The 25,064-nt window shown below is 59.6% G+C and carries 30 protein-coding genes; 6 read left to right on the forward strand and 24 right to left on the reverse strand.

Annotated features, from left to right (window positions below):
* Nucleotides 1–151 precede the first annotated feature (151 nt).
* From HIJ39_RS14110 to HIJ39_RS24225, 20 genes are all read right to left on the reverse strand, one after another.
* Nucleotides 152–1,195, reverse strand: coding sequence for a toprim domain-containing protein (locus HIJ39_RS14110; protein WP_169100787.1), 1,044 nt, complete (start codon nucleotides 1,193–1,195; stop codon nucleotides 152–154).
* Between the two features lie 151 nt (nucleotides 1,196–1,346).
* Nucleotides 1,347–2,180: an ArdC family protein gene (locus tag HIJ39_RS14115; RefSeq protein WP_169100789.1), complete on the reverse strand. Its 834-nt coding sequence runs from the start codon at nucleotides 2,178–2,180 to the stop codon at nucleotides 1,347–1,349.
* Complete coding sequence (locus HIJ39_RS14120) at nucleotides 2,177–2,608, reverse strand: hypothetical protein (RefSeq protein ID WP_169100791.1); 432 nt, start codon at nucleotides 2,606–2,608, stop codon at nucleotides 2,177–2,179. The genes HIJ39_RS14115 and HIJ39_RS14120 overlap by 4 nt, the downstream gene beginning before the upstream one ends.
* 18 nt (nucleotides 2,609–2,626) lie before the next feature.
* Nucleotides 2,627–3,370: a hypothetical protein gene (locus HIJ39_RS14125; RefSeq protein ID WP_169100793.1), complete on the reverse strand. Its 744-nt coding sequence runs from the start codon at nucleotides 3,368–3,370 to the stop codon at nucleotides 2,627–2,629.
* Nucleotides 3,371–3,374: 4 nt separating this feature from the next.
* Nucleotides 3,375–4,019 carry a transglycosylase SLT domain-containing protein gene (locus HIJ39_RS14130; protein WP_169100795.1) on the reverse strand — a complete coding sequence of 215 codons (645 nt, stop codon included), beginning with the start codon at nucleotides 4,017–4,019 and terminating at the stop codon, nucleotides 3,375–3,377.
* Between the two features lie 15 nt (nucleotides 4,020–4,034).
* On the reverse strand, nucleotides 4,035–5,900 hold the full coding sequence (locus HIJ39_RS14135) for a VirB4 family type IV secretion system protein (RefSeq protein ID WP_169100797.1): 1,866 nt from the start codon (nucleotides 5,898–5,900) through the stop codon (nucleotides 4,035–4,037).
* Entirely contained in the window at nucleotides 5,863–6,546 is a 684-nt protein-coding gene (locus HIJ39_RS14140; RefSeq protein WP_169100799.1) for a TraC-like domain-containing protein, read from the reverse strand. Before HIJ39_RS14140 ends, HIJ39_RS14135 begins: the two co-directional genes overlap by 38 nt.
* Nucleotides 6,543–6,887 (reverse strand): hypothetical protein, encoded by a 345-nt coding sequence (locus HIJ39_RS14145; RefSeq protein ID WP_169100801.1) that lies wholly within the window; start codon nucleotides 6,885–6,887, stop codon nucleotides 6,543–6,545. The genes HIJ39_RS14140 and HIJ39_RS14145 overlap by 4 nt, the downstream gene beginning before the upstream one ends.
* Complete coding sequence (locus HIJ39_RS14150; RefSeq protein WP_169100803.1) at nucleotides 6,880–7,128, reverse strand: hypothetical protein; 249 nt, start codon at nucleotides 7,126–7,128, stop codon at nucleotides 6,880–6,882. The genes HIJ39_RS14145 and HIJ39_RS14150 overlap by 8 nt, the downstream gene beginning before the upstream one ends.
* A 41-nt stretch (nucleotides 7,129–7,169) precedes the next feature.
* Nucleotides 7,170–8,081 (reverse strand): conjugal transfer protein TrbL family protein, encoded by a 912-nt coding sequence (locus HIJ39_RS14155; RefSeq protein WP_169100805.1) that lies wholly within the window; start codon nucleotides 8,079–8,081, stop codon nucleotides 7,170–7,172.
* 12 nt (nucleotides 8,082–8,093) lie between these two features.
* Nucleotides 8,094–8,339, reverse strand: a complete 246-nt coding sequence (locus HIJ39_RS14160) for a hypothetical protein (RefSeq protein ID WP_169100807.1) — start codon at nucleotides 8,337–8,339, stop codon at nucleotides 8,094–8,096.
* Nucleotides 8,340–8,370: 31 nt separating this feature from the next.
* The gene (locus HIJ39_RS14165) at nucleotides 8,371–10,257 is read right to left on the reverse strand and encodes a VirD4-like conjugal transfer protein, CD1115 family (protein WP_169100809.1); all 1,887 of its coding nucleotides are present in this window, start codon (nucleotides 10,255–10,257) and stop codon (nucleotides 8,371–8,373) included.
* Nucleotides 10,254–11,612 carry a MobP3 family relaxase gene (gene mobP3, locus HIJ39_RS14170; RefSeq protein WP_169100811.1) on the reverse strand — a complete coding sequence of 453 codons (1,359 nt, stop codon included), beginning with the start codon at nucleotides 11,610–11,612 and terminating at the stop codon, nucleotides 10,254–10,256. The genes HIJ39_RS14165 and mobP3 overlap by 4 nt, the downstream gene beginning before the upstream one ends.
* A 200-nt stretch (nucleotides 11,613–11,812) precedes the next feature.
* Complete coding sequence (locus HIJ39_RS14175; protein WP_169100813.1) at nucleotides 11,813–12,235, reverse strand: hypothetical protein; 423 nt, start codon at nucleotides 12,233–12,235, stop codon at nucleotides 11,813–11,815.
* 289 nt (nucleotides 12,236–12,524) lie between these two features.
* Nucleotides 12,525–13,382: an ATP-binding protein gene (locus HIJ39_RS14180; protein ID WP_169100815.1), complete on the reverse strand. Its 858-nt coding sequence runs from the start codon at nucleotides 13,380–13,382 to the stop codon at nucleotides 12,525–12,527.
* Entirely contained in the window at nucleotides 13,282–14,241 is a 960-nt protein-coding gene (locus HIJ39_RS14185; protein ID WP_169100817.1) for a helix-turn-helix domain-containing protein, read from the reverse strand. Before HIJ39_RS14185 ends, HIJ39_RS14180 begins: the two co-directional genes overlap by 101 nt.
* Nucleotides 14,242–14,283: 42 nt before the next feature.
* Nucleotides 14,284–14,493 (reverse strand): helix-turn-helix domain-containing protein, encoded by a 210-nt coding sequence (locus tag HIJ39_RS14190; protein WP_207711685.1) that lies wholly within the window; start codon nucleotides 14,491–14,493, stop codon nucleotides 14,284–14,286.
* 21 nt (nucleotides 14,494–14,514) lie between these two features.
* The gene (locus HIJ39_RS14195; RefSeq protein ID WP_169100819.1) at nucleotides 14,515–14,838 is read right to left on the reverse strand and encodes a hypothetical protein; all 324 of its coding nucleotides are present in this window, start codon (nucleotides 14,836–14,838) and stop codon (nucleotides 14,515–14,517) included.
* Nucleotides 14,839–14,930: 92 nt separating this feature from the next.
* The gene (locus tag HIJ39_RS14200; protein WP_169100821.1) at nucleotides 14,931–15,401 is read right to left on the reverse strand and encodes a hypothetical protein; all 471 of its coding nucleotides are present in this window, start codon (nucleotides 15,399–15,401) and stop codon (nucleotides 14,931–14,933) included.
* A 204-nt stretch (nucleotides 15,402–15,605) separates the two neighbouring features.
* Nucleotides 15,606–15,824: a helix-turn-helix domain-containing protein gene (locus HIJ39_RS24225; RefSeq protein WP_169100823.1), complete on the reverse strand. Its 219-nt coding sequence runs from the start codon at nucleotides 15,822–15,824 to the stop codon at nucleotides 15,606–15,608.
* Between the two features lie 80 nt (nucleotides 15,825–15,904).
* On the opposite strand from HIJ39_RS24225, the gene HIJ39_RS14210 reads away from it, so the two are divergent.
* The 6 genes from HIJ39_RS14210 to HIJ39_RS14235 all read left to right on the forward strand — a co-directional run bounded on the left by HIJ39_RS14210 (nucleotide 15,905) and on the right by HIJ39_RS14235 (nucleotide 19,604).
* On the forward strand, nucleotides 15,905–16,141 hold the full coding sequence (locus HIJ39_RS14210; protein ID WP_169100825.1) for a helix-turn-helix domain-containing protein: 237 nt from the start codon (nucleotides 15,905–15,907) through the stop codon (nucleotides 16,139–16,141).
* Between the two features lie 243 nt (nucleotides 16,142–16,384).
* The gene (locus HIJ39_RS14215) at nucleotides 16,385–16,561 is read left to right on the forward strand and encodes a ribbon-helix-helix protein, CopG family (protein ID WP_169100827.1); all 177 of its coding nucleotides are present in this window, start codon (nucleotides 16,385–16,387) and stop codon (nucleotides 16,559–16,561) included.
* Nucleotides 16,562–16,601: 40 nt separating this feature from the next.
* Complete coding sequence (locus HIJ39_RS14220; RefSeq protein WP_169100829.1) at nucleotides 16,602–17,345, forward strand: helix-turn-helix transcriptional regulator; 744 nt, start codon at nucleotides 16,602–16,604, stop codon at nucleotides 17,343–17,345.
* 114 nt (nucleotides 17,346–17,459) lie between these two features.
* Entirely contained in the window at nucleotides 17,460–18,239 is a 780-nt protein-coding gene (locus HIJ39_RS14225) for a hypothetical protein (protein ID WP_169100831.1), read from the forward strand.
* Nucleotides 18,232–18,723 (forward strand): hypothetical protein, encoded by a 492-nt coding sequence (locus HIJ39_RS14230; RefSeq protein ID WP_169100833.1) that lies wholly within the window; start codon nucleotides 18,232–18,234, stop codon nucleotides 18,721–18,723. Before HIJ39_RS14225 ends, HIJ39_RS14230 begins: the two co-directional genes overlap by 8 nt.
* Before the next feature lie 2 nt (nucleotides 18,724–18,725).
* Nucleotides 18,726–19,604, forward strand: a complete 879-nt coding sequence (locus tag HIJ39_RS14235; RefSeq protein WP_169100835.1) for an NmrA/HSCARG family protein — start codon at nucleotides 18,726–18,728, stop codon at nucleotides 19,602–19,604.
* Between the two features lie 24 nt (nucleotides 19,605–19,628).
* On the opposite strand, the gene HIJ39_RS14240 is transcribed toward HIJ39_RS14235, so the two are convergent.
* The 4 genes from HIJ39_RS14240 to HIJ39_RS14255 all read right to left on the reverse strand — a co-directional run bounded on the left by HIJ39_RS14240 (nucleotide 19,629) and on the right by HIJ39_RS14255 (nucleotide 24,852).
* Complete coding sequence (locus tag HIJ39_RS14240) at nucleotides 19,629–20,501, reverse strand: hypothetical protein (protein WP_169100837.1); 873 nt, start codon at nucleotides 20,499–20,501, stop codon at nucleotides 19,629–19,631.
* 250 nt (nucleotides 20,502–20,751) lie between these two features.
* Nucleotides 20,752–21,375 (reverse strand): hypothetical protein, encoded by a 624-nt coding sequence (locus HIJ39_RS14245; RefSeq protein WP_169100838.1) that lies wholly within the window; start codon nucleotides 21,373–21,375, stop codon nucleotides 20,752–20,754.
* A gap of 104 nt (nucleotides 21,376–21,479) precedes the next feature.
* Nucleotides 21,480–24,050, reverse strand: coding sequence for a DUF499 domain-containing protein (locus HIJ39_RS14250; RefSeq protein ID WP_169100840.1), 2,571 nt, complete (start codon nucleotides 24,048–24,050; stop codon nucleotides 21,480–21,482).
* Nucleotides 24,051–24,054: 4 nt separating this feature from the next.
* Nucleotides 24,055–24,852 (reverse strand): hypothetical protein, encoded by a 798-nt coding sequence (locus tag HIJ39_RS14255; RefSeq protein ID WP_169100842.1) that lies wholly within the window; start codon nucleotides 24,850–24,852, stop codon nucleotides 24,055–24,057.
* Nucleotides 24,853–25,064 lie beyond the last annotated feature (212 nt).

Raw genomic sequence — 25,064 nt, forward strand, 5'->3', positions numbered from 1 at the left:
GACCGGCGACCGCTTGGGTTCGTACACCCTGAATGCGCCGTCCCCAGATATTCACGTTATCCACACCCTTGACATAGACCGTCTTTCGCCTCCATGGGGGTAAAATCCTGAATCCTTCCGAGCACCAAGCAATGTTCATGCCGTGGCTCCGTTAACGACCCACTTCTCGCTCCCCGTCCCGAATCACCGTCACCTCGCGGTCCCACAACCGAGTGGTATTAAGCAACTCACGGAGCCCGGCTTGCCATGCGGCGTTCCAGTCCTTATACGGGTTGGGTGGCCTAACACAGGTTGTCTCGTGCTCTCCCCGATGTTCTGTGACCCATTCGGCATACCGGCGGCCTGCCGCATCATTGTCAAAAGCCGCCACCACGGCTTCGAACCCCGCCCACATCCGCTCCGATAAACCACCCGCTCCACTCGAAGAGCGAATGGATAAACGATGAGCTACGCCTTCCTCGATGGCACTAGCCCAGAGCGTGATGGCATCGATCGGGGATTCCGTGATAATCAGCGTTTGACGGGAATGGCCCAGATGAAACCAGCCGTCCTTTAAGCGGCTGCCACTAGCCACCCACTTAGTCGGCTTCCCATCCGGCGGAGCATCAGCTTGAGCCCACCGCAAGCTGTACCCTGTCACACGCGACTGGGGGCCGTCGGCCCGGTGGGGAAAGACGAGATAACCTTGATAAAAGCCAGCGCCAACATAGACGTGGCCGCGGCGATACAGATCCGCGACGACTAAGTCGGGCAGACGTCGCTCACCCACTAAATAGTCGCGGACTTGTGTCCACTCTCCCTCGGGATCATCCCGTCGTTCCGGATGTCGCAAAATGGTGGGTCGGACATTCGTAAGACGCTGATCAGGCCTCGACATGTCCATGACGGGTCGAAGACGGTCCAACAAGCGCACGGCCCCCATGAAAGACGTTTGGCGCACGGCCATGACAAAGTTGATGGCCCCCTTTTTCGATACCGAAGCGGGCATATCATTGGACCGATTCATGAAGCGGAACAAATCCCCGTCCGCCAATGGGAAGACATTGACTTTGGTCCCATCCGGCAGCACCCACCGGACCCGCCCCAGGCCTTGGCGTTCGCGGCTTCGATACGCTCCCGGGCAAATCGCGGGAATAACGTCCGCTAAGGGAATTCGCCGTAAGCGCTCGACACTATCCTGCGAATGCCCGACCATGTTGGCCCTCCTCTCACCGATGAACGACCGTCAGACTGGCAAACCCGCACAACACCGGACCGGTAGCCTGTCGGCGCCGGCTCAACGCGTCTTTCGCCATGACGCAAAACCTAAAAACGGCTCCTGTGGCCGTCGTGTTGTTTTCCGTCCGTCATCGCTCCATGGCCTGTGAGGCTGTCCGCTCGGTATCCGGTTGCCACTCCCGGTCCTGCCCTTTCAAACGCTCCTCCAGCGGTCCCACAATCATCTGACTCCGACGCAAGATTTCCTCGGCCATGGCTAATACCGCTTGGCCGTCCCCCTGACTCCACGACGCGACATACCCCACCGAATAGGCGCGCGTGTCCAAGCCAAAGTGTGAGGCCACCACATAGGCCGTCGACTCTGCCACGACCTCCTCCTCGCCCTGGGAGCGCGTGTCACCGGGGGACCGGAGGCCATGCGCCCATTCGTGTAATAAGGTCTTCACTTGCATGTCTGGCGCCAAGTGATCTAACAGCGCGATCGTGCGTTCCCGCGTGTGGAAGACCCCGTTGGCACCACCGAGGTCGGGAACGCGACTCACCGGAAAGGGAATAACCGCCTCAACGGCCGCCAGGAGTGGCCCATGTTTTGCCGTCAGAAGCCGTTCGGGCAGGCCCCGGACGGGCTCACCGCGGGTTTGCGCCACGTCAAAGACCGATACGGTGCGGAAGCCGACCACGCGAACCGCGACCTCTTGGCTCTCGTCCTGCTCCCGCTTGACCAGCGGCGCCAGGATGGTGATGCCGCGCTCGCCTTTTTGCACTTGCCGGCCCAAGGCTTGCCACGCCCGATATCCATTGACCATCGTGGCATCGGGCCGCTGGGCGAAAATCAATAAGGTGTTGTTGAGCGAATAGCGGTGGAACTTGGCCATCACGCGAAGAAACGCCGGCCATCGGGCATCCGTCGTCAATTGGGTCAGCGTCTCGGTAATGCGGGTCTGTGCATCGTCCCGGGTCATACGGTACCCTCCTCGTCTAATGCCTCCAACGCCGACCCCACCGCAGGCCACACGGCTCCCTCGGCCACCCAGCGGCGCAGCTGCTGAAACCATGCGGCTTCGGCCGTGCCTCCCTCATCCGATCGCGGCATCACACCCTCGGGGCTCACGCCCAAGGCCTGAGCCAACCCGGTATAAAAGCACGCGTCGGCCCCTTGGACCGAAAAACCCTGCGGAGTCATCCGCAGGGCCTGTCGTTGTTGAAGGCATTGGGACAGCGCTTCGTGAAAGGGCGGGTGGTGCGCGAGCCCCGGATCGTGCTGCCGCATCTGCTCTGCCACGGTCGCGACAAATTCGGCGAGTTCCTTCAGTGTGGCCGCGGCACCGAGCAGCTGAGCCCAGGCTTCATCCAAGAGCAACGCCTCTTCGGGCGTCGGAACGATATCCATCGCTGAGACCTCCTTGCATTAGCGTTTGGGCGAAATAGCCCATCCGGGGAGTCGGCTCGGCACTCCGTGCGGCATGCCCCCGTTGGCCAATTGAACGGTCGGCTCGTTCTGGAGGACGCCCAAGGTACATTGCCATCCCAATCTTGGCAGCCAGTGCCACAGCGTGATGAACCGAAGTCCCGTCCCATGCGGTCGCGTCAACCCCCACGTCACGACGATCGTCCGGGGTTGGGACTCCATGGCGGCTTCCCATCCGGTCACGCCGGTGACGGACCCCATGTCGGCCATAAACGCACCGGCCGGTTCCGTGCGCATTCCCGGCATCGGCCCACGACCGGATTCCAGGGTTGTCACCCATTGGGCGGTTGCCCGAACCGGTTGGGGCAGCGTCGACATCTGGGCCATATCGCGGACCGAGACCCCGTGCCAGGCTACTCCTCGGCCCCGTCCCACACCGAACCAGACCTGTCCGTCCTGGACTTGTGGCCAAAACCACCAGGTCAACCGGGGATTCGCCGGATCGGCCACAATGCTCGGAGCCAAGCGTTGTTGGCGCAATCGTACCGGAACCCCGTCAGCCACCCATTGGGGCGACCACATGGCGGCGGCGTCGGCTTGATATGCCTTCATGACCTGGGTTGCCGCCCCATGACGCTTGAGGGCCTGACCCTCCGTTGGACTTCTTCGCAAACCCGAGACGACCAGCGGACCCGCCAACAACCCGCCTATGATGATGCGGCCTCCCCAGCGCCATCGGTTCACCCCATCATGGGCTCACCCCCTGCCATTGATGAGCCACCCGGAACACGGTGTTGGCGTACTGCGCCAAGGTCAACGTATTGGCGCCTGGGTTTGGCACCACATCCAGCCATGGTTGGGCGGTCCGCCAGGGCATCGGAACGTGCGGCAGCAGCGCTGTCACCAATCCTGCACCGCCGTAATAGACGGCGGAGGCTTCCCGCCAACTCTGAAAGGCCGCGTGCAGTTGAGCCAAATATTCAGCACCCCCCAGAATGTTATCCGCAGGGTTGGCCCGCTCAGCATTGGTCAGTCCCATCGTCCCGGGTTCCAATTGCATGAGTCCATACGCGCCGATCAAAGTTCCCGCATGGGCTCGGCCCCGGCTTTCCACCACGACTTCGGCCGCAATCCAGGACGCCGGCACCCCGGTCCGGCGCGCGGCACGATTAATCGTCGACCGCCACGGGGCCACGTCCTTCGACACAGCCCCCGACAGGGTGATAACGTCGGCAGGGTGTGTCCGTGGTGTCTGGGACCGACTGGTTAACCCCACCATCGCCGCCAGCAAGAGAAAGACGGTCAATCCCCCAACACCGACAGCGCTCCAGAGCCACCGTGCTTCATGCGAAATTCCCATGTGTATGAGCTGTTCGCCATAGTCCTGGGCCATCGTCCACCTCCCCTTCTAAACCGGCGACGGTCCCACGTGCTCCAAGAGCTGGCGTTCATGGGGGGCCAACTCGACTTGCAGCCACACCCGCCCATTCCCGGCAATGAGGAGGCCCTCGCCCACTTTGGCGGCTTGCAGCGTATCCTGTTCTTTGTCGCTCAAGTGAAAGAGGTGCGTCACCGCATCGAGGTCATTGCGGTTGTCTTGGCGAAACAGCAGGGTATAGGCGCAGTTGCCAATGACCGCTTCCCCCTCGCCGCGGACCGCCTCCGTGAGAAAGTCATTGACCTGCTGGGTAATCATCATGAGGGCGCCATTGTAGCCGCGAATCAGCTTGGCAATGGATCGGAGAAACGCCAACGTCTCGGGCGTCTTGGGATCGACCAAGAGCCACGCTTCATCCACGACTAAGAGTTTCCCTTCGGACCGATCCGCCCGAATCAAATCCCACGCATACCCAAGCACATTGTGAAACTGGGCCCGGCGAATCGGGAGCGGGGCCCGGGCCAAGTCTTCAATATCCAGCACCACGAAATCCGCATCGACTTGGGTCGGTGCGGTGGACGGGCCGGCCCAAAGAGGAGCGGCAATCCCTTCTCCGGCGTCGCGCAAGAGTGCCATCAGCATCGCCCAATCCGCACTCAGGGGATCGGCCGCCGCATGGTCCGAGACCACCTGGTATAAGTGGCCCATGTGTGGCCAATGGGCTGTTTCAATGTCTCTGGGTCGGGTCTCCGCCGTGATGCCATGATTTTGATACATCTCTTGGACCGCTTGCGCCAAGAGGGCCTGTTGCAAGGCGGTGAGTTCCGGCAAGTAGGTCTGCAAAAAGGTTTGCACCCGTTGCAAATGGAGCATCATCGGCGAGAGACTGCGATGCTCCTCGTCGCCGCTATCCGGTCCCTCACCCGCATCGAGTGGCGCCTGAAAGGGGTTGATCTTCGTCGCACCGCCGGCGGCATTCACCCACGTGCCCCCGAGTGCCTGACAGAGCCCGCGATAGTCCCGTTTCATGGGGTCAATGACGATGATCTTGGCTCCCAGCATCCATTCTCGGAGAATCATCATCGACGCGGTCCACGTCTTGCCGCCGCCCGACGGACCCAAGAGGGCCATGTTTTTGTTGGTGATGGCGTCTTCCGACGGCGGTTCCCAGCGATTGATGAGCACCAAGCCGCGATGGTCGTCGCGGCCCACGAGAATGCCCGATCCGTGGTTAATCCCGCCATAGGAAAAAGGAAACGCTGCCGCTAGGGTCTCGGCCGGCAACTGAAACGGCGCCGACCCTTTCAGATCCGGATGCCACCGGCCCCACGGCCCCACGGACATCAACCCTTCATGTTGGCGATACACCAGCGGGCGAATGCGGAGCCCCTGAGCCGCGGCGAGTCCCTCCAACCGCTGACAGCGCTGCAGGCCTGTTTCTTCATTGGGCGCCGTCACCAAGAGAAACACCCCGGTCAAAAACAGCGATTGCTGTTCCGCATCAATCTTTTTCAAGAGGGTTTCCGCATCCGACACTTGCTGTAGGAGGCGTTGCCGGAGCAAGGGGTTCAAATGGCCTCCTTGCAGTTGGCCGGTCATTTGCGTAATCGCCCGCGTGAGCGTCATCGCCAGTTGGGTGGGATCGGTGGGTTCCGCCTGCAAGGACAGATACACCCCTTCTTGATTGGCCACTTTGGCCAGCCACGCCGCCCCCACTTGCGGCGGATAGCGAAGCACCCCGTAAACGCGGGTCCATAGGTCGTCCCAGGCCACGGATCGGGGGCTGAACTGCATCGCCATGGGCGCCACGGCATTGAGAAATGCTTGCACCCCGGCATTCCTCGGGAGTGTCTCCGAACTAGGACGAGGCAACCGAATCCACGCGGGTCGTGGCATCGAGGCTCACCTCCTTTGGCCGTACGTTCAATGGCCTGGCGTCTGGGGACGTCTGGGTCAACGCCGTCCACTGGCCTGGCACCCCCTCGTCGTTCAACCTTGTCGGATGAAAAAACCCGAAAATCACGCTCTCCCACGCGGCGTCATCCAAGACGGTCGCCCGCATTCCGCGAATGCGATTCCACTCTTGGGCGACCTCGGGCAACGTTTCCTGGTGGAGCTCCACGGCATCCGGCCCGGTTCGGGTCATGAGACAGTAGTAGCGGCGTTCCATCGCCTGCCCGGCATCCTGCTGTGCCAAGACCCATTCGAGATACTGCCGCAACAGCGGTTCACGGCGGGGCGCCACCTGCCGCAGCCGATCCTTCAGGCTCTCGACATATTGGTCCAAATCGAGCGGGCGATAGAGCGACACAATCTGCCACGGTGTTCGCAAGCTATTCAGGATGGCATACACCGCAGTAATGACGGCCCGCGTTTCCCGGGGACTTTTCAGCGCCAAGTTCAGGGGCGAGAGGGCAAGTCCGCCAACAACTGCCCCGTCATCCCGAACGAGGCAGCCATTGCGAATGTCCTGGATGGGAAACCGATCTTGAGCCGCGGGCGCGGTCGAATGCTTTTTGGTTGGTGTCCAGTGACGTGTCATGTCTCACCATTCCCTTCCTCCCAACCTTCCGGGCGATTCCAGTCATAGAGCCAGCGGGTCGGACGCTGCCGGTATTGATGCCAGGCCACCCATTGCGACCAAAAGGAGGTGCCCTGGATCCCGGGCAAGGCCAAAAAATACCCGATGGCACTCGGCCAGATTAGGGCGACGAGTCGGACCCAGTCCGGCGTCCGGATAACCCATGTGGCGTTAGCGAAGGCCAAAGCGCCCACGATAAGCCCCAAGACGACCACCCGCATTTCCGCCCAACCCCAACCCGGAAAGAACTCGTAGCGCAGGGGAATGGCTCGGGGAATAAGGTATGGCGATTCGTCATTCACGGTCCTCACCTCCCGACGTCACAATGCGACGGAGCGGACTTTGAAACCATAGCGCTCGCCACCGCCTATCGTGGACCGACTCCGTCCCGCAGCGCGGGCAACGGATCGGGGTGTGCCAGAATCGCTCGGAGGACGGTTCGGCATCCCACACCATGCCGCAGCCTGGACAGGTGCGAATGGCCCGATCGAGGGCCATTCGCGCAATCTCCACGTCGTCATCAATCCAATCGTCGCTTGGCATACGCGCTCCCTCCCTCACACGGCCATCGATCCCGCAGGGCCCTATTTCGTCAGCCATTGCTGCATCGCCCGCTGACTCGCATAGGACGCCGAGCGTTGGCCGGCAAACAGAATGCCTCCGCCAATGCCGGTGTGCGCCGCCCATTCTTTGATGAGATGCGGTCCTCGCACGGTGACAATCACGAAGGCCAGACTCATGAGCACCGCTAAAAACACCTGATCCACCAGATTGTTCGTGAGACTTACCGCCAGCCCGTGATCCAGCACCAGTTGGCTCGCGTCCACCATGGATTTCAGCCCAAAGAACTGCCAAGCCTGCGCCACCGAGAGGGTCACCAACTGACGCCACCAGCTGTTCCATACCCCACCGTCGGGATACAGTTGGCCTAGCGCCATGAGTGGTGCCGCGACGATAAGAAAGCTCAGCTCCGCCGCGCGAATGGCGGTTTGAATGGTAACAACCAAGAGGCCCACGACGACCGCCAAGATAAAGAGCACCAAAAAGAGGACGGTACCCACCGCCACATTCGGTGCTTGCTCCACATCTTGAACCCAGGACGCCGATGCGTGGGTGGCGGCAGCCAAGGGCGCCGCCCCCACCACGCCGGCCAAATCAATCCCGAAGCGAAACACCCAAAGGGCCACGAAGGATCCGAGTCCCATGAAAAACGCCGTCCGAAGAATGCCCTTCATGAGCTCGCCTCCGGTAACGTCGCCTGTGCCTTCGTTCCACAAAATGTATCGGCTGAGCGCTTCCCAAGCCACCCGGGTCATCAGGAGGGCCGCGGCCACCGCCGCCATGCTCTCCGCGGTGTTCACCACAAACGGCAGGCGGGCAAACGCTAAGCCTTGCTGGGCAATGTCGCTCAAGATGGAAAACAAAAAGCGCTGCAAGGGCGTCAGCAGCGCATTCTGCACGAAATAGGAAATACCTGAGACGAGTAGATGGCCCATGGCGCCTCCTTCTTAAAATTGATGCGTAAAGATGGGGACAATCAAGCCGGCCGCAATGACGATGACCGTTCCCACCACCACTTTCCGCATGGAGGCGGTGTGATGGGCGACCATTTGCGGATCCTCGACGAAGTTCCGGGAGAGGGCATGATACCCTAAGAGGGTGCCGCCGCCGGCAGTGGCAATTCCGGCGATCCAATGACCGGCATTGGTTAAGAGCGTCTGCATATCGGAAATCACTTGCGGTGTTGCTGCCACGATGTTCTCTCCTCTCTGACGAAGACACACCCTACCAATCGGGTACGCTCTCCAATAGGACGCCCGCCTCACGACTCCGACGCCAGACTCCGGCGAGGCCAGCGGGGACTTCTTCGGAACGGGAATCCTCCGCTTTGCCCGGCCACCACACGGGAACGCGCTCCAGTGGAGCGGGTTCGGCCTCAACGGCGCTCGGGTTTGCCAGGGCCTGAAATGCCCGCCATTCGCTCAGGTCGGGCAATGACAACCGGGCTGGCGGCAACCGGGTCTGCAGCACCAGCGATTGGCCCTCCGGCCAGCGCATTAGCTCATCCGGGGTCAGTAACGGCCGGCCCGTTAAGGCGTGAGATTCTTGCGCCGTCCCCGTGGCCATGGTGACCGGCCGCCACCAGCTGGCATGCGCATGCGAAAGGGTCCGCACTTCCGTGGTGTACTCGCCCAGCTTTTTGGAGAGCAAAGACGCGGTGTCCCAGTCCTGGGTAATGAGATAGACCCAGGTGGCGGTATTCCCCAAAATGGTGCCCGCGGCATCCCGATACCGGCTTTTCAATTGCTGGAGATCCTGCAAGACCAACGTCAGACGTATGCCACGGCCGGCAGCCACGGTGACCGTCTTGTCCAGGTCCGGAATGGGCGGCAAATTGCCCACCTCATCCAAGAGGAAGTGCACGGTCCGCGGCAATCGGCCCCCGTCCCGCTGGGCACGGCTGTTTAAGGCCTGAATCACTTGGGTCAAATAGAGCGTCACAATCGGGTAGCGCGTCGCCCGATCATCAGGAATGATGAGGAAATGGGCCTCCGGTTGATCGGCCAACGCATCCAAGGAATAACTGGATTTTGCTGTGAGCCATGCCATGTCCGGATCGGCAAAGAGGCGCAACGCCGTGGCCGCTCCCGTAAAAATCGAGGTGCGCGTGCGTTCCGTCGAGAGCGCCACACTGCCGTATGCCATACGGGCGGGGTGGTCTTCGGGAAAGGTGGCCATCCAGGCATCCAGTTCTTTGCCCTCTCGCTTCCCCGCTTCAATCAAGGTGGCATACACCGACGCCAGATGACGACAAGCGGACGGCGCTTGGTCCGCAATCCCTAAAATCAGTGCGGCGGTCAGTGCTTCCTGCGCTTGCGACCAGAAGGGATCCGCGTCTGCGCCATGATCCGACAACACATGGGCAATGTCCCAAGCCGCTTGACTGGCCACGGTCCAAACCCGGGCATCATGCAGCGCTTCGGACACCGGAGCCAGCGGATTAAACCGCAAGCCTAGACGCGGGTCGCGAAAATCAATCCGACGCACCATATAGCCCTGGCTCCGAAGAAATGCCGCACTATGCGCGAAAAGCTCCCCTTTAGGGTCCGTCACTAAAAGACTGTCACGCCGGTTGCGGCCAATCACCCCAATTGTCGGCAAAAGAATCCGGCGGCCCTTCCCGCTGCGTGTGGCCCCCACCACCAGCGCATGGCCCTCTTGGTCCACGACCCACGCAGATTGGTGGCGCCCTTGCCCTACGACCAATCCATTCGGCGGACTCGCCATCTGGGGCCGCCACTGAGCCAAGCTCCTCTGAAGCTCCCAAGAACTTCGCCATCGGGCGGTGCCATGTTGCCCTTGGCCTGATGCCGGCGGTCCACCCCAAAGCACACGCGGCGAGAAGGCGCCCAAGAGCCCCATCCCTATCCCGGCCAGGGCCACGAAAATCGAGAGCCATATCAATGTTCGGGGGTCATGTGCCCCGTCGGCAATGGCTCTCCAAGGCAGGTAAAGACCGCGAGACGCCCATGCCTGTAGAACACCCTCCCATTGGCCCGATGATGTCCCGCGAAGACGAATGCCCAGCGACACCACGGCCGGCAGGACGCATACGCTGACGGCGAGACCATAATTCACTAAAACCAATGTCCGTAAGGTCCGTGTCTTCATCGGACGATGGCCTCCCGTTCTCGCCGTCGTGCCCGGTCTTCTCGAATAAAGCGGGCCACCTGCTCCCATTCCGCCAGCTCGTCAAACAGCCCTCGCCAAAGCCCTTGGGCCACGTCCGCCACCGTATCGATCATGTGAGCCCGGGCGTGAGTGGCCAGACGGACTAAGTACGCCTCGGTGCGTGCTTGCTCCGCCGCACTGAGCGTCCAATCTGAACCGTCCATGGCGGCTCTCACCACAACATGAGCCGTCTCTTTTCGCTGCGTCGGGTCCTGCCGGGCCATTTGCCGCAATCCCGCTTGGAGCTGGTGAAGCACGTGGGCGTCGACGTTCGACGGCCGTCCGCGCGTCAGCATGGTCCGCATCATGTGGCCGTGTTCGCGATCCCATGCCACGGCCGTTCTCAGCAGGGTGGGACTGATGCGATCGAACAAATCCTGCATGGCATGGATGCGGGCTTCTTGGTGTGATGCCGGATTGTCCGATTGATGCCGTGCCATCTCTTCCGCTAACTCCTGATACCGGGCCGCCAGCTCCCGAAACTCGGGAATCGTTTGGAGCATCCATGCGGCGATGTGCCGAACCTCATTTTTCACCGCCGATGGCATATAAGCCACGGCCAAACGGCCCTGGGGAGGCAGTTGCGTGGCGAGTCTCATCATGCGCTCCGCGAAGTCGCGCCGTTCCGTTGCCGACAACGTCAACGCGCTGCCCAATGGCCCCTGCAACTCTTTGACAGCGGTTCTCAGCGATTCGCGCACCCGATGCTTCTCGGCTTGCAAAGGTGCGCGGACTGGGCGATACAGTTCCCGCATCCACAGCCTTCGCATCTGACGTCGTTCGCCCTCCGACACCTGTCCGCGTTCTCGGCGGGCACCGGGCTCCCAAAACAGCAGGTGGATATGAGGATGTCCTTCTTTCCGATGCATCGCCGCGGCCCAGTCCAACCCCGATAGGCCCAGTTCTTCCGCAATTTGTGGCATCACCATACGGCAAGCCACCTCCCAACTGGCCCGCTGCAACAACGAGTCGGAGGACAGCTCGGCCAATGTCCTGGCATCCTGTTCGGTAACCGACACGATGAGGCGCCAGACCGGACCTTGGTGGTGGTGAATCGTCTCGACCACCTGAGACAACTGGGGAGCCTGGTCCGGGTTCGGGCCAAACAGCCCGGCACTCCCCGGCCGCTCCGCCATATAGCGGGCGTGGATGCTGGCATCGGGCTGCAACACCAATTCCTCTTTTTGGGGACTCACCATGTAGCGGGCATGCGCGACCGCCGCCGTATGCGAACGAAAAGATGTTGCACCCGGCAAGTAGAAATGCAGTCCCATATAGAGCGGCCTAAGTGCCATCCTCCAACCCCTCCTACAAAAAAGCGCCCTTAACAGGGCATCCTCTTGGTGCAGTCACTGGACTCGACATCGCGATCACGCGGGTTCACAATTCATAGCCGCCACATGGCGACAGTGTCTTTAGCCGGTATTTGGGAGCCAAAAGATACGCTCCCAAGTATGGCCATGGAGCAATTCGACGACATCGCCAGATGGGCAATTTAGAGGCCATGAGAGTTATCTAGATCGTTGTCGTCATCCCATAGAGCCAGCAACTCGCTTTCCGCATTGCGCCGGAGCCGGTCGGCTCCCCGTTGACGCGCATCAGCAATGACCGCTTTGAGTTCATCAATCCGCCGATGGGAAGCCAAATGTTCTTGAATCAGCCAGACAATCAGTTGTCCGCTGACGGCCGTATCAAAAGCATCGCGGAACAGCAGTTTCCGCAGCGCCTCCAGTTCGGTTCGGATAACCGGCCGCACGGTACGGGCCACCACCGCACTGCCGTCCGCCGCGGCGTCGCCGGCGATCCCTTGCTTCACCAACCGCCGAATCAGGAGTGCCACCGGTTCGTCTCGTCGGGCGGCCATGGCCAAGACCGCTTCCCACGTGGATTCTTCCAATCGGATATGGAAATCCCGCATCTGATCCCGCCTTCTTTCGCATCACCATGAGGAAAATGACCTCCGTCATCCCGCCAGAGGGATGACCGTCGAACCGATAATCCCGCCTCAAAGCGTGGCTCCATGCGGCTCGGCCGCATGCGTGGTCCCGCTCCCTTATCCTGCATTCTTGAAAATGGCACAGCATTCCACCCCAGACCACGCCCTTCCCCCGTCGGAAATTCTGGGGGAAGGGGGGAGACGGTCCCGAGTCGGAGAGCTCGGGACGGTCGGGGGGATGGGGGTCCCGCATCACCGTACCCCTGCGTCGCTACCCCGCCACCAATCGTTTTCGCGCTAAGAGCAGGCGGTAGTCGGCCCCAGGGACCTCCCACACCGGCCCCATTTCCATCAAGCGGCTGACAATCCGAGCGCCCACGCGTTCCTCCAACAGACTAGGCGACAAGTTAGAGGTCGCCAGCAGGGGCTTTTCTGCCTCATAGCGTGCGTCCAGCAGCAGATACAGGCGGTCCAGTACCCAATCGGAGGGTTTCTCCGCCCCCAAGTCATCCCATACGACCACGTCCGCCCGGGTGGTCGCCTTCAACACCGCGTCCATGTCGACCCCGGTCGGACCCCGAAGATGTTCCACAAGGTAGGGCACAGTGGTGTAAAGCACGGTTCGATAATGCGCCCGCATTTGATGGGCCACCCCGCGGACGAGATGGGTCTTGCCATTGCCAACCCGACCCGCCAGCAGAAATCCCTCTGTCGGGTTCACGGTGTCCGCCCAAGCCCTGATGCGTTCGACGAGCCTTCGGGTTTCGTCGCTCACAACGAAATTGGCCAAGGTCTGGCGGGGCACTTTCGCCGAGTGCCGCCACTGCGGAAATAGGGTATCCAAGCTCTTTTGCTGCACTTCCCAGCGTTCTCGTCGCCGAACATCCTGTTCCTGGCGCTGACGCTCTTCGGCCGCGATGGCCAAGGCCTCCCGCATGCAGGCACAATACCGCCATTGCCACACGGACAGCGCTCCTTGAATCACCGAAACCCTTTCACCTCTAATCTCTTGCCCACAGCAGGACGCCTTAAACGGTGGCGGAGGCGTCGGTCCGGACGACCAGGGCATCGAGGGCACCGGAATCATCGTGCCGTCCCGCTTCGGCAGATGGCGAAACGCCGGTTCCATGATGAGTCCCCCTTCCTTGCAGCTGCCACTCACCCACCAAGTCGGCTACCTTGTCCATCGAGGTAATCTTGTTTCGCCAAAAGGGATGGACCAGACACCAATCGATGAGCGCTGTGAGATCGCCGGCGGTCAATCCGTCTTCGAACATCTGGCGTACCCGCCGTTCAGCTCTAGGTATCCACTGACGCGGAAAGGTCCGCATCCCCGCTTGACGGAGGTGATCCTGCAAATACGCGACCACGCCACCGACGGCGTGGCCGGAACTTGCCTGCGATGACGTCACCGTCGGCTCGGCGTTTTGCCGAAAGGGCGCGTTTTTGGGATCTTGTTTTCCTAGTGGCTTTTGTTGTTTGGGGATCTTGTTATTGCGTTCGGGGTTTCCCAGTTTGGATGCATCCAGTTTGGTAAACCGCGAACTGGCGGCCAGTTCGGGATTTCGCGAACTGGTTGAAACCCGCACAGGGTCCGGGGTTCGGCGTCCGAATGACAACGGCGTCAAGGGCAAGATGGTATAGACCTGACGCCCCGACGTGCCATCAGCGCGCCGTTCACGCATCGCCTGAACCACCGGTTGGCCCTGCCATCGAAACTGCAACAGCGCTTGAATGCGACTGCTGGCGGTGCTCTTGTTGACCCCCAAGGCTCGGGCAATGGTCAACAGGGATGGATAGCAGTGACCGTCCGCATCCATGTGCAGCGCAATGACGCAGAGGGTCTTCCAATCCCGATCCGAGATCGCGGCCAGAAAGCCCGTGTCGAGGGCCGCCGTGTAGAGCTTGATAAAGATTTCGGGGCTCCATGCCTTCTCGATGGGGTTAAAGCTATGATTGACCTCGACGGTAAACGGAGCCTCCGCCACACTCTTCCCCTCCCCCCACGGATGCACGTCGCGTTCACCCGTCTAGTCTTGTGCGGGGATGCCTTCGGTTAAGAGCCGTGTGACTTCGTCCGCCGAAATGCGGACCGCACTCCCAATCCGCACACTTTTTAAGGCGCCTTTCTCGATGAGGCGGTAAATGAAAGCGCGGCTCAATCCGCTCATCTGCGCGACTTCCACCGGCCGAAACAATTGACGCCCTTGCGTGCGGGCCATCTCCAATGACATCGCCATGGTGTCTGTCTCCTCTCTCGGTTAGTCCACCCACGCCGCAAACTGGGACTCGATCAGTGCGAACAATTCGGCGCGGATTTCCGGTGTTTCAACGAGTTCCGGGGTGAGCCAGAGCTCCACCCAGCTCAGCCAACATGGAATCTGATAATCACCTGATTCTCCTTCCAGCAAGAGACGCATCCCGTGTGGGTAAACCCCCGAGACGACTGCACGGCGGGAGTTCTTGCCGCTCCATTCCCGCGATTCTTCCCACTGAACCGCCACGGATGCCCCCACGCGGTACCGAAACATCCCCTGCAGGGTGGCCTCGAGTTCCGTGTGTCGACAAGGCCCGGTTCCCGTCATCGTCCTTTCTCCTCTCCGCGCGTATTTCTGATAACAAAAGAAAGAGACCCGCAGAAGCGGGCCCCAACGACGACAGCATGACAGTTGCTTACTTATGGGCCATCCCGTTCCGACGGCATGTGAAACGCACCGACGACTTGCTGGCCGCGCCCGTGGGCGACCAGAGGATGCCGTTTGGACCGACGAGGCAGCGAGAGCGCGTCAATCGGGGTATTGAGCGGCAGATTCCGCTCCTTCAAAAGGGCCACTGCTTGACGGCGCAAGCGGCGGCGCCACGCTTGGTGGGCCTCTCGGTCGGCTTGTTCTTTTCGCGCGTCTTGTTGATCCAACCAGGCATTGAAGCGGGCATGGGCTTCCCGCAAGTCTGCTATCCGATGCTTTTGGGCTGACCAAAATTGTTGGGCTGTCCGAAGAGCACCACGTTCCTCGACGAGCGCTCCGCACCGAATATAGATGTCCGGCAACTCGGGTACGGGCCGAATCCAACCCTTCTTTGCCTTGCGCCGGGCCACGCTCGGCGACACCCGATACACGTCGCCATTGGGTTCACACAGATAGGGCATAGCTCTCCTCTTTCCGCCTGCTTTCGCCCGCCGCGCGGCGAGATTCCAGCAAACTACTGGTGTCATGACAGGGTTTTGGCATTGACGCCAACGACATGCTTAACTTATAGAGGGCGTGTTCGACCTCCGAAGTGGTGTGCTATACTGCACGCAATGACTTGTCTTAACCGGTGAAACGGTGTGTTCCACCCAAAAGAGCTGGCATTAAGGAGCATCGCCCGCCCCTGAATTGGGGGAACACTCGTCCAAGATTCGTGCCACCGGCACGTGGAGCGCGTCGGCAATGGTTTGCAACATCGCTTGCGTCGGATTCGCTTTCCCGGTTTCAATTTCGGAAAGGAATGAGCGTCCGCATCCCGCGATTCGGGCCAATTGCGCTTGCGTCATGCCTTGGGACAGGCGCAGTTGACGAATACGATTCACGGACGTTCCCTCCTTCCTAACCAAGGAGATGTCGGTATGGGCGACACACCCAAACTCATTATAGTGTCGGTATGAGCGACATGTCAACCACCACACCCGACCCATTTGCGAAAGAATTCGGGGAACGTCTCCGGACGGCTCGCCTGCGTCAACAGCTGTCCCAAACCGCGCTGGCTCACCAGTTGAGCATTGGCCGTTCCACCCTGGTCGAATATGAGTCCGGAGCCACCCTCCCCTCCCTGACCGTCGCCATGCGTTTGGCCGCCACGTTGGAGGTCTCGCTCGACTGGCTCTGTGGGCTGGCGCCCGATCGCTAACAAGCGATCGTTATTCCCTCCTCATCATGTGCTGCTAGCATCTGCTGCCTCGCCTGTGTCTGATTGAGACGCCGCCTTGCCCTCGCGTCTCTGGCTTCACCTTACCCAGAACGTGCCCTCCCGGGAAGGGATATTCTCTCGGATCACCCCAATATCTCCCGGTATACTCCCACTCTTCCGCGCCTGCGCGCGCGTTTTTGTGGTATACTCTTGGACAATTCTTCCAGCAAAGGAGCGTTGGTCATGTCGACGGCAGAGAAGACAGCCCGCATTTCCTTGTATGTCACGCCCGCCTGCCGGGCCCAGCTGGATCATCTGTGGAGAGAAACCGGCCGCCAGAAAAGTGAAATCGTGGCGGAGGCTCTTAACCACTACTACGAAACGCTACGGAAAGACGGCAAAATCCGCGCGGCGCAGTAACCGACCACACCCGTGTCGCGGCCGGCAAGGAGGGATCACAATGCCCGGCACGCCATCTCGACGAGTTTTTGGTCTCTTCAACGTCTACCGCTTCATTCTCGCGATTCTGATCGCCTGGGTCGTGATGGAGGCGCCCCACTACCACGTCTCCTTGTCGATCGGATGGCCCTTGGTGGCATTTCTGGTGATCTATGACGCCATCTTATGGATTCTCTGGCGTGTGGTCGACTTTGTGACCTATGGCACCCTCTTGAGTCTTATCGCTATGGCCCTGGATACCTTGCTAGCCGCCCTCATCTTGTTGCAGTTTGCCTTTCCCACCAACACCGACTCACCGGTGTTGCTGCCCTTGCTGGCCTTTGAAGGCTGGGCCTATTGGAATTGGGTGGGTGGCCTTCTAGTGACCCTGGCCACGGAGCTTTTGCTGCTCGGCACCTGGTTCTATCAAAAAGCCATCGGTCATGCCGCCTTTTCCCCGGCCTTGCTCGTCTTTTGGGCCGCCGTGCTCCTCATCATCGGCTTGGTGCCGGCGTCGATTAGCTGGGTCACCAACGAACACCCTTTGGGTACGTTGCTGCCGAAGCCCACGCCAGCATCCCCTCCGACAACCGACGCATTGGACACGTTGACCGAACGAGAACGCGAAATCTATCAATACCTTAAAGCAGGAAAAACGTTGCCCCAGATTGCGACGCTCTGCACCATCGAATATGGCACGGTCAAAACTCATGTGCGCCATATCTATCGCAAACTCGGGGTGTCCACCCGCGAACAGTTGCCGTAGCGGTCAAAATACCCCGGCGTATACTCGGATCTCTCCCTATCCCGTGACAGCTATGCGAGACCACAATGAGGAGAGCGTGACGCCAAAGACAGGATAGACGAGGAGCGATACCCGATGTTGCATATAGGAATGGTACTTATAACCCGTGCCTTGACCCGTAGTCCAGTCCCTCAGAGGTCGGCCCATGGCACCCCGTGGCAAATTGCTGGGGTAGCTTGGGCCTTGCCGGGTCCCAAAGCCTATGCCGCCACCGTCATGGTGCCCGAAACTAAGAATACCACCCGCTTTCATATGCGGGATGCGCGATATTACCAAATTCCGCTCTCATCCCGTCGGCCGGTGGTCACCGTCAATCCCGGCCAAACCGTGGCCATCCGCGAGATTGCGGCCAATCCCGCACGGCGAACGGAGCTCGTAAAAATCGGAGTCCCCACGGCCAGTGTTAGCCCGGGATCGCCAACGCCGCTCGCCACCACGGCCATGCGTGTTATGGCACCGCCAGGCGGCAATCCCAGTGTGTCGGGAGCATACTGTGAAACCGGGTGGAATGATTTCTTAGGCATTACCGTCGGGATTGTGTGGAACTTCATCAGCTTTTCGTATAATGGCAGCCAAGTGACGGGCTATCATACCTGGGACTGGATTCGTCATCCCTTTCCGGATGGCGACTATTTCATGGCCAACCGGCAAGGCCATATGGAGACCCGCGGTACGGCCTACGGGTGGAGCTTTGTCATCGAAGATGCGCCGGCCTTTGCCAATACCAAGATTTATTGGGATGTCAATGAAGTGGTGGCCCACGGCAATGGCCGGGTCTCCGGTTACGTGAACACATGGGCGTCGGGGGCGGATAAATATCTCTTGGGAGGGTGGTGGCAAGTTGTCCATGGATAACGAACGAAAGCCCGCATGGCTCTTTGGCGTCCTCTTTATCAGCTTGGCGGTCGATGTCGCAAATGTCTTCCGGCTGGTACATGGTCCCGTCCCCTTCCCGTTCTTTGTTCCGTGGATTGTCGCGGGCGTGGCCACAATCCTTTTAACATGGGGAAAGGCCCACAACATCCGGGCGGTCCGCATCATTCTCTGGATTGTCTTGTCATTGGCCGTTCTACTTCTGTCCATCCTGTCTGATGGCACCAATCTCAGCCTCTGGGTGTGGATCGGCGTTATCATTGGGCCCATGACGCCCGTTCCTAGTCGACGACTCATTGCAGGACTGTTCGGTTTGGCGCACATTGCCACACAAGGATTCCTACTTCCGTTGCCCACGCATAATGCGCCCCTGTCCTATATCATCATCGAGATGACCGGCGCCCTCGGGCTTATCGTGTGGCATCAATGGCGTCCACCCGCTGTTACGCAAGGGCGGTCATTATGATAATGAAAGGACCCATTCTGGTCATCGGGGCCACGGGCAATCAGGGCGGACACGTAGCCCGCGCTTTGCTGGATGCCGGATGGGCCGTGCATGCCTTCACACGCAATCCGGCCAGTCCTAAGGCTCAGATACTTAAGGACAAAGGAGCCATTCTGGTCCAAGGAAATCTGTCGGATCTCAATTCCCTCAAAGCGGCGATCCGAAACGTCACAGGGATTTTTAGTGTACAGAACTTCTGGGATTTAGGCCTCAGAGAAGAAGTGCGCCTGGGCTCGAATGTCATCGAAGCAGCCAAAGAAGTGGGCAACAACCCGCATATTGTCTACAGTTCTGGACTAGGCGCCGAACGCCGGCAGAACGTGGCAGCCATCGACGGCAAGGCTATGCTCGAAGAGAAAGTACGACAATCTGGTCTACCCTTCGCTATCCTTCGACCAGGTCTGTTTATGGATGACTTTCGGGGGGCATCCTTGCCATTTCCCCGTCCAATCCAGCGAGTTCTCCGAAACCACCGGCCACTCGTGGGCCGTTTATTCTTGGCCACGTTGCGAGCCGTTGCAAGGAATAGTCCTATCCCGCTAACCACACTCAATGACGTGGGACGGATGGCGGCGTGGGTCTTCGAGAACCCTGGCAATTATCAAAGGCGTGCTTATCACGTAGTGGGGAGTCTCGAAACCGGAGACACGTTATGTATACTGTGGGAGCAAACCAGGAACCAGTCGATTCCTCACATCCCGGCCTTGACTTTTGGACTACGGGTTGCACATCCTCAGATGGCCGTACTATTGACGTGGCTACCTCAACATCGATTCACCATAAGTGACCAGCCCCTTACACTTAAAACGTATAGGGAGTGGTTATCAGTCACGGCACGATAATGCGTTGTAGAACTCATGGCCTTCTCAGACAATGCGCTTGCAGGTAAAAACGCCACCATGGTCCCTGAACTCTACCTCGTCCCCCTCCAAGGACTCATAGATGCGCAAAATCACTTCCGGGTCATCCGCCTCCTTGCAATGCGCTCCATCTTCTTCAGTTTCGACCAAATACGCTACACCACACTCACACATGGTCATAAAGCGATAAAAGCGGCCTCTACTGGCTTCAGCAACCAGCACGCTGGGATAGAATACGTAGTGTTTGCCACACATCGTTGGCAACTGAACCATTCCCGCAACTAGGCGACTTGGAGGAAGATTCACGGCAGCATCCCAGGGCCGAAGATCCACGTTTCCATCAGCAGGCTTTAGATTCCCACCACGCTGAGCCTGACGCCATTCTTGGTGACTCATCGCGTCTTTCAGGGGCCACCCAATCGGACCCGACGGGGGCCAAATTCTTGCAAATCCCTGAGGCTCGTAAAATGAGGTTTCGCTGTGCGAATCGGTAAAGCGTATCCCTTGAACAAAAGCCTCTCCCACTAGCACACTAAACACGTACGCCTGCGGCAATGAGGGAGTATACCCCCCATTCCGTTCGAATATTACCGGGGTTACTTGGGCATACAAGGTCGGTTGTTGACCGCCGTATCGCCCAACCCACAGCTGAACAGATTCGGGAGGTTTCAGGGATTCCCGGCAAGCGTATAGAGCGGCATAGTCATCCGCTGGCACGGGTGGCAAATCATCGGCAGATCGAGACATTACCATGGCGATCAACGCCGTCCTTAACGCCCATAGGGCCACTAGCGGCAATGCGGCGGCTTCAGTCTCCGCTTGGTGTCCCAAAATCATGGGCGTCAACACTGGCTTCACGGATTGCTCGAGCCGGCTCATCCAGCCATTGTTACATCCGTCGCAGACTGCCTTTACGGTCGTCGTGAGGGGCAACATAGGACCATGTTTGGCCGGTAGGCGATTGAGTCGCCCGGATTCTATTAGTGCTGGCTCGTTAGGAAACCCAATTCGTGTTAACCAATCTGGCCAGACGTGCTCCCGCGTTATCGATCCTGACTGCCCGCAAAAGATACATGCTTTCGCCACGCGATCCCTCCATTCCACCATAGAGAGTTGATTCCTGAGCCCGTCAAAGCGTCCAGTTGTCCTTGACCTGGCTCAACAGCGCATTAACCTGGTGCCGAACCGTCGGGTCCATGGGGGCAGTCGACGTATCAACATCTAAAGTCACCTGAATCGTCGGTGCCCATGGCTGGAGAAGACGCATTAACTCGCCAATTACATCGGCCAAGTCTTGGACTTCGCTGGGTTTCAAGACGCGATCCGAACGGAGGCGCTGCTTTGGCAGCGGTGGAGGTGGAGGGTCGATAATAGGCGTGTCCCCGACGGAAATTCGCACCTGTTCGGCGTCCGCCCGGCCGCAGGGCCATGTTGTCGTCCCTAATTCCAGGTGAACGAGCCCATGATTTCTGGCCTCCGTAATCACTTGACGCACCAGAAGCCAAGGCAGCGGCTCTCCTTGGAGATTAGACAGGGCAACTAGGAGGGCTAAGGCCGTGGTCTTGCCATCCTGCCATGCTTCCGGTACGCGATCGGGTAGCAGATCGAACACACTCAGCGGAGTCGGCGGAGCGTTGAGACGAGCACCAGTGGTTAAGAGGCCGTCAGGGAGTGGTTCCTGCCATACACTGAGCCCGCCAGTGGTCACCCATAGTAATCCAGTTTCGACCGCCTGGGTGATCGCCCGTTGCAACGCGCCTGCATCGACCTTCGGGATGGCCTGGGGCTCGGTGTACCCTTGATGGGTAACCTGTATGACGGTGGACCCGTTAAAGTACTCTCCCAGGCGTCCGACCGTCAGTCCCCCTCCGATGGCCAGAGATTCTCTAACCGTCCCGGAGTAAGAAGCTTGGGATCTAGATGGTCTAGTTCAGCGGCTTCGGGCAGTACCACCTCGAGACTGGGATCCTCCAGATCGTCACTGCGAATGTCCTCCTGCCACCACGTCCGGTATGTCCGATCCGGTCGCCAAGCTCGCAGGACCAGACTTCCTTCCTTCATCCCCTGTACGACTGTATCCCAAATGCCCCTGGCCTGTAGCATCTTGGGCAGAGCTGGCACGTCCGCGAACGCGCCCACCAGATCTTTGAGTCGTCTTGCCGTGTCACCCGGCTGCCACAGGGCGTAGGGGCCACCGGGCAAGATGGCTTCTGCGCTGATGGCCGTGTCTTGAATACGCGATCGATCATCCCGCTTAATCTGCTCGAATAATGGCTTTCCGGTATCCACGGTCATTTTGAACGCCATCGGATTTCCGTCTTTCCCGATCGTGACGATGACTGAATACGCCTGTTGTACCAAATTCGGGATTGCCTCGCTCGCCTCTTTCATGTAGGTCCTCAGCAAGTGCTTTCGCGTGGCGTCCAGTTCTTGCGCAGCCAGCTGTTGCTCGACGTCTTCCCACGCTATGGTCACTTCGACCTGCTCCCTTAATGCCGCAAGTCCCCCGCGGTCCAGGGTGGCAAGCACTACGGCATTTCGGTGAACACGCGGGCGGTCCGCGGTGGTGGTCTCCTCTAAAAATCGGCGCGCCACGGGGCTCGGAGTGCCTGAACTCGAGGCAGCCTCCGGCCCCAATACCGCATAGTGGAAAGCCCCATCATCCTCAATATCGGCAGGACGTTTTGGCAACATGTGGACGCTCGCGCCAGCCGCAGCCGCCCCGCTGATCAATGACTTGACCCTCTTAATTTCCTCAATAATCCGAGACATCACAAGCTCCGTGTTGGCCGACACCCGAGTGCGCGCATCATTGTGCATTTGCTTGAGGTTTGGACGGGATCCTAACCGCCACCACGGAGGCAACGCACTCGATGCCCGGTCGACCAGCGCCGCCTCATCCAAAAACCACGAAACGTCAGCCCAGCGGCGGAGGCATTTCTCGAGCTCGATACGATCAGGGCGCGCGGCTCCCAGTAATACGATCATGTCCCGCGTCGACGCCCGTTGCCCAATGGGCTGGGAATGCAAAAAGGTCGCGAGAACGGCTTGCTCCACCTCCCGCCCCCGAAGGGCCGGATATTCCTCCTGAATTTTTTGCGCTTTCTCCAACTCTCCCTGGAGAATCGTCAGCCATTCCTGTCGTTTCCCTTCGTACTCTTCCGTCGCAGCCACCGTCGCCAAATCACGCGTGGCTGCGCTGAGCTCTCGCGATCCGGCTCGGGCCAAAAAGACATTCGTGCTAATGAGGGGTTGATCGTCCCATTCGCTGGCTTCGCGCAGAGCTAACGCAAACGTCCGGAGGATGCCACGGGTCCGCTGAAATCCCTCCATCTGCGTCCACTTCGTGTACAAGACGTCGGTCAGTTCCGGATGAAAAGGATAGTGGTCTAGATACCGTGCCTCGGCCTGCCCTCCTTCCTTCCGCGTGCTCTCGTCGAGGGCACCAATGCCCTTGAGCGCGGCCACCACCGGAGCGCGAAACCGTTCGCGATCGCGGATGGAATCGACGGTGAAAAACTGCCGACGAAGGATTTCCGCTACGTCCTCCTTGCCCACGGGTTGAATGCTATGCTCCTGCTCCCGGCGAAAAACCTCGGCCAAATCGAGGCTAAGTTCCTTTCCTAACGTGTCGTTCTTACCGGGATCACTGGCTAACAACGAGACTACTAAGGCACATCGGGGGACTTTGGTCACGGCTTGGGTGAGATATTGGAAAAAGTTCTGCATCCGTCCCCGCCAGGCCGGATCCGCGGCCACTTTTTCCCGGACATACATCAACACCTCATCCAACAAGATGAGCGTGGCCAGTCCTTCCTTCCCCGGCAGGCTTAAGAGTTCAACCAACAGGTTTTCGGCTGGGGCGGACTCTCGCTCCTCCGCGCGTCCTTCGGCATGCAATAATTGCAGACCCGCATCGCCAGCGATCTGGTAGGCGAGCACACTCCACGGTTGCTTTAACCAACGCCGCGTTCCCTTCGGATCCGCGATTTCCATGCCCTTCTCGACGTCCAGCTTATCGAAGGGCAAACAGGCGATTCGTGCCGCGGTAAAGGGCACTCCAGCGTGCTCGCGAAACTCCTGAACCGCTGGCACGTCGGGTAAACCCTTAGGGTCATGCGCCAGTTGATAGAGCGTTATCAGGGTATGGGTTTTCCCACCCCCATAGGTTAACTCCAGCTGGCGAACGGCCTTCTCACTCTGCCCGGCTAGACGCAACATAATATCTTTCACTAACTCACGAAGATTGAATGTTGGATAGGTGAGACTGAAAAACGCCTTCGGGTCCCGGTATTGAACCGGGCCCCGATCCAACACCACGTCATATAAATCGGCCGCGAAACGCGCCAGCGATAACTCTCCCGTCTTGACATCGTCACGCAAGGTCACCACGTCACGCCACGGCGTCCAATCGGCTGCTTTGGCCATCCCGTTAATCCTCCATTCCCGTGAATCGTGGCTGAACGCGGTCCGGCGCCAGTCCACGATTTTGCACATGATTACTCAGGCTCTCCAATAGGGCGCGCTCTTGACTGCCTGCCTCAGACAACTCAATCAACGCCTGCAACAAGGGGGGGAACAAGGCATTACGGCGTAGCCCGCGGCGGTCGAGGTAAGCGTCGACGGGGGCCACTTCCCCAGCGGCCCAGAGATGCATCAACCGATGGATTTGGTCAATTAAGGGCGCCGGGCGACCCGGGACGTCCTCCCCGAGCGCCTTGCCGGTCCGCTGGCGCCATGTCTTTAACCGCGCCGTGTCGCCTTTAGCTCCCTCGTCGGCCGCCTCGGTTTCGTCGTCTTCATCCGCTGCACCGTCGTCATCGCGCGCCGAAGCCGAACGGCTCAATAAATCCCACTGATGGGTCAAGGTGGTATCCGACAGACCGCACGATACGGCATAAAGAATCACCGCGCCAATCGGTGCCGGCTCCATCCCAAAATCGTACCGGTGTAGGAGATAATAGGTCGTGATGTCATCCAGACCTGAGACAGCTTCCAAGCCGCCCGTTTCACTCAACACCCGCCCTACCACGAAATCCACCACCAGGCGCCGCACGTGTTGAAGAAACTCCGAAACCCTCATTACTTCGCCGGGGCTATTAGCCTTCTTGACTACGGGGTAGCGCGAATAGGCTTCCAAGGCCGGCCCCGTGGCCGCCCACACAAAGTCCGGCCCGCGAATCCCAGCGTCCCAATAGTCGTGAAGTCGGTCAGCCATACGTTTCTGCATGTCCTCTAACACGGTAGTATCCCAGCCCGGTCGCGCTATGGCCTCACGCTTTTTACACACCAACCAAACGGAAGAAGACAATGCAGCGGAGGATTGGGCTCGCATTCTCGCAGCTTGCTCGGTTTGGATCGGCCAGCTAGGAGAGTTTTCATAAAGTCGCAAACCCAGACCAGGAGCGCACTTCAGGCCGCCCATCAGGGCAGCTTTGTAAC

It is taken from the genome of Sulfobacillus harzensis (assembly GCF_012933365.1).
GTDB classification, from domain to species: domain Bacteria; phylum Bacillota; class Sulfobacillia; order Sulfobacillales; family Sulfobacillaceae; genus Sulfobacillus_B; species Sulfobacillus_B harzensis.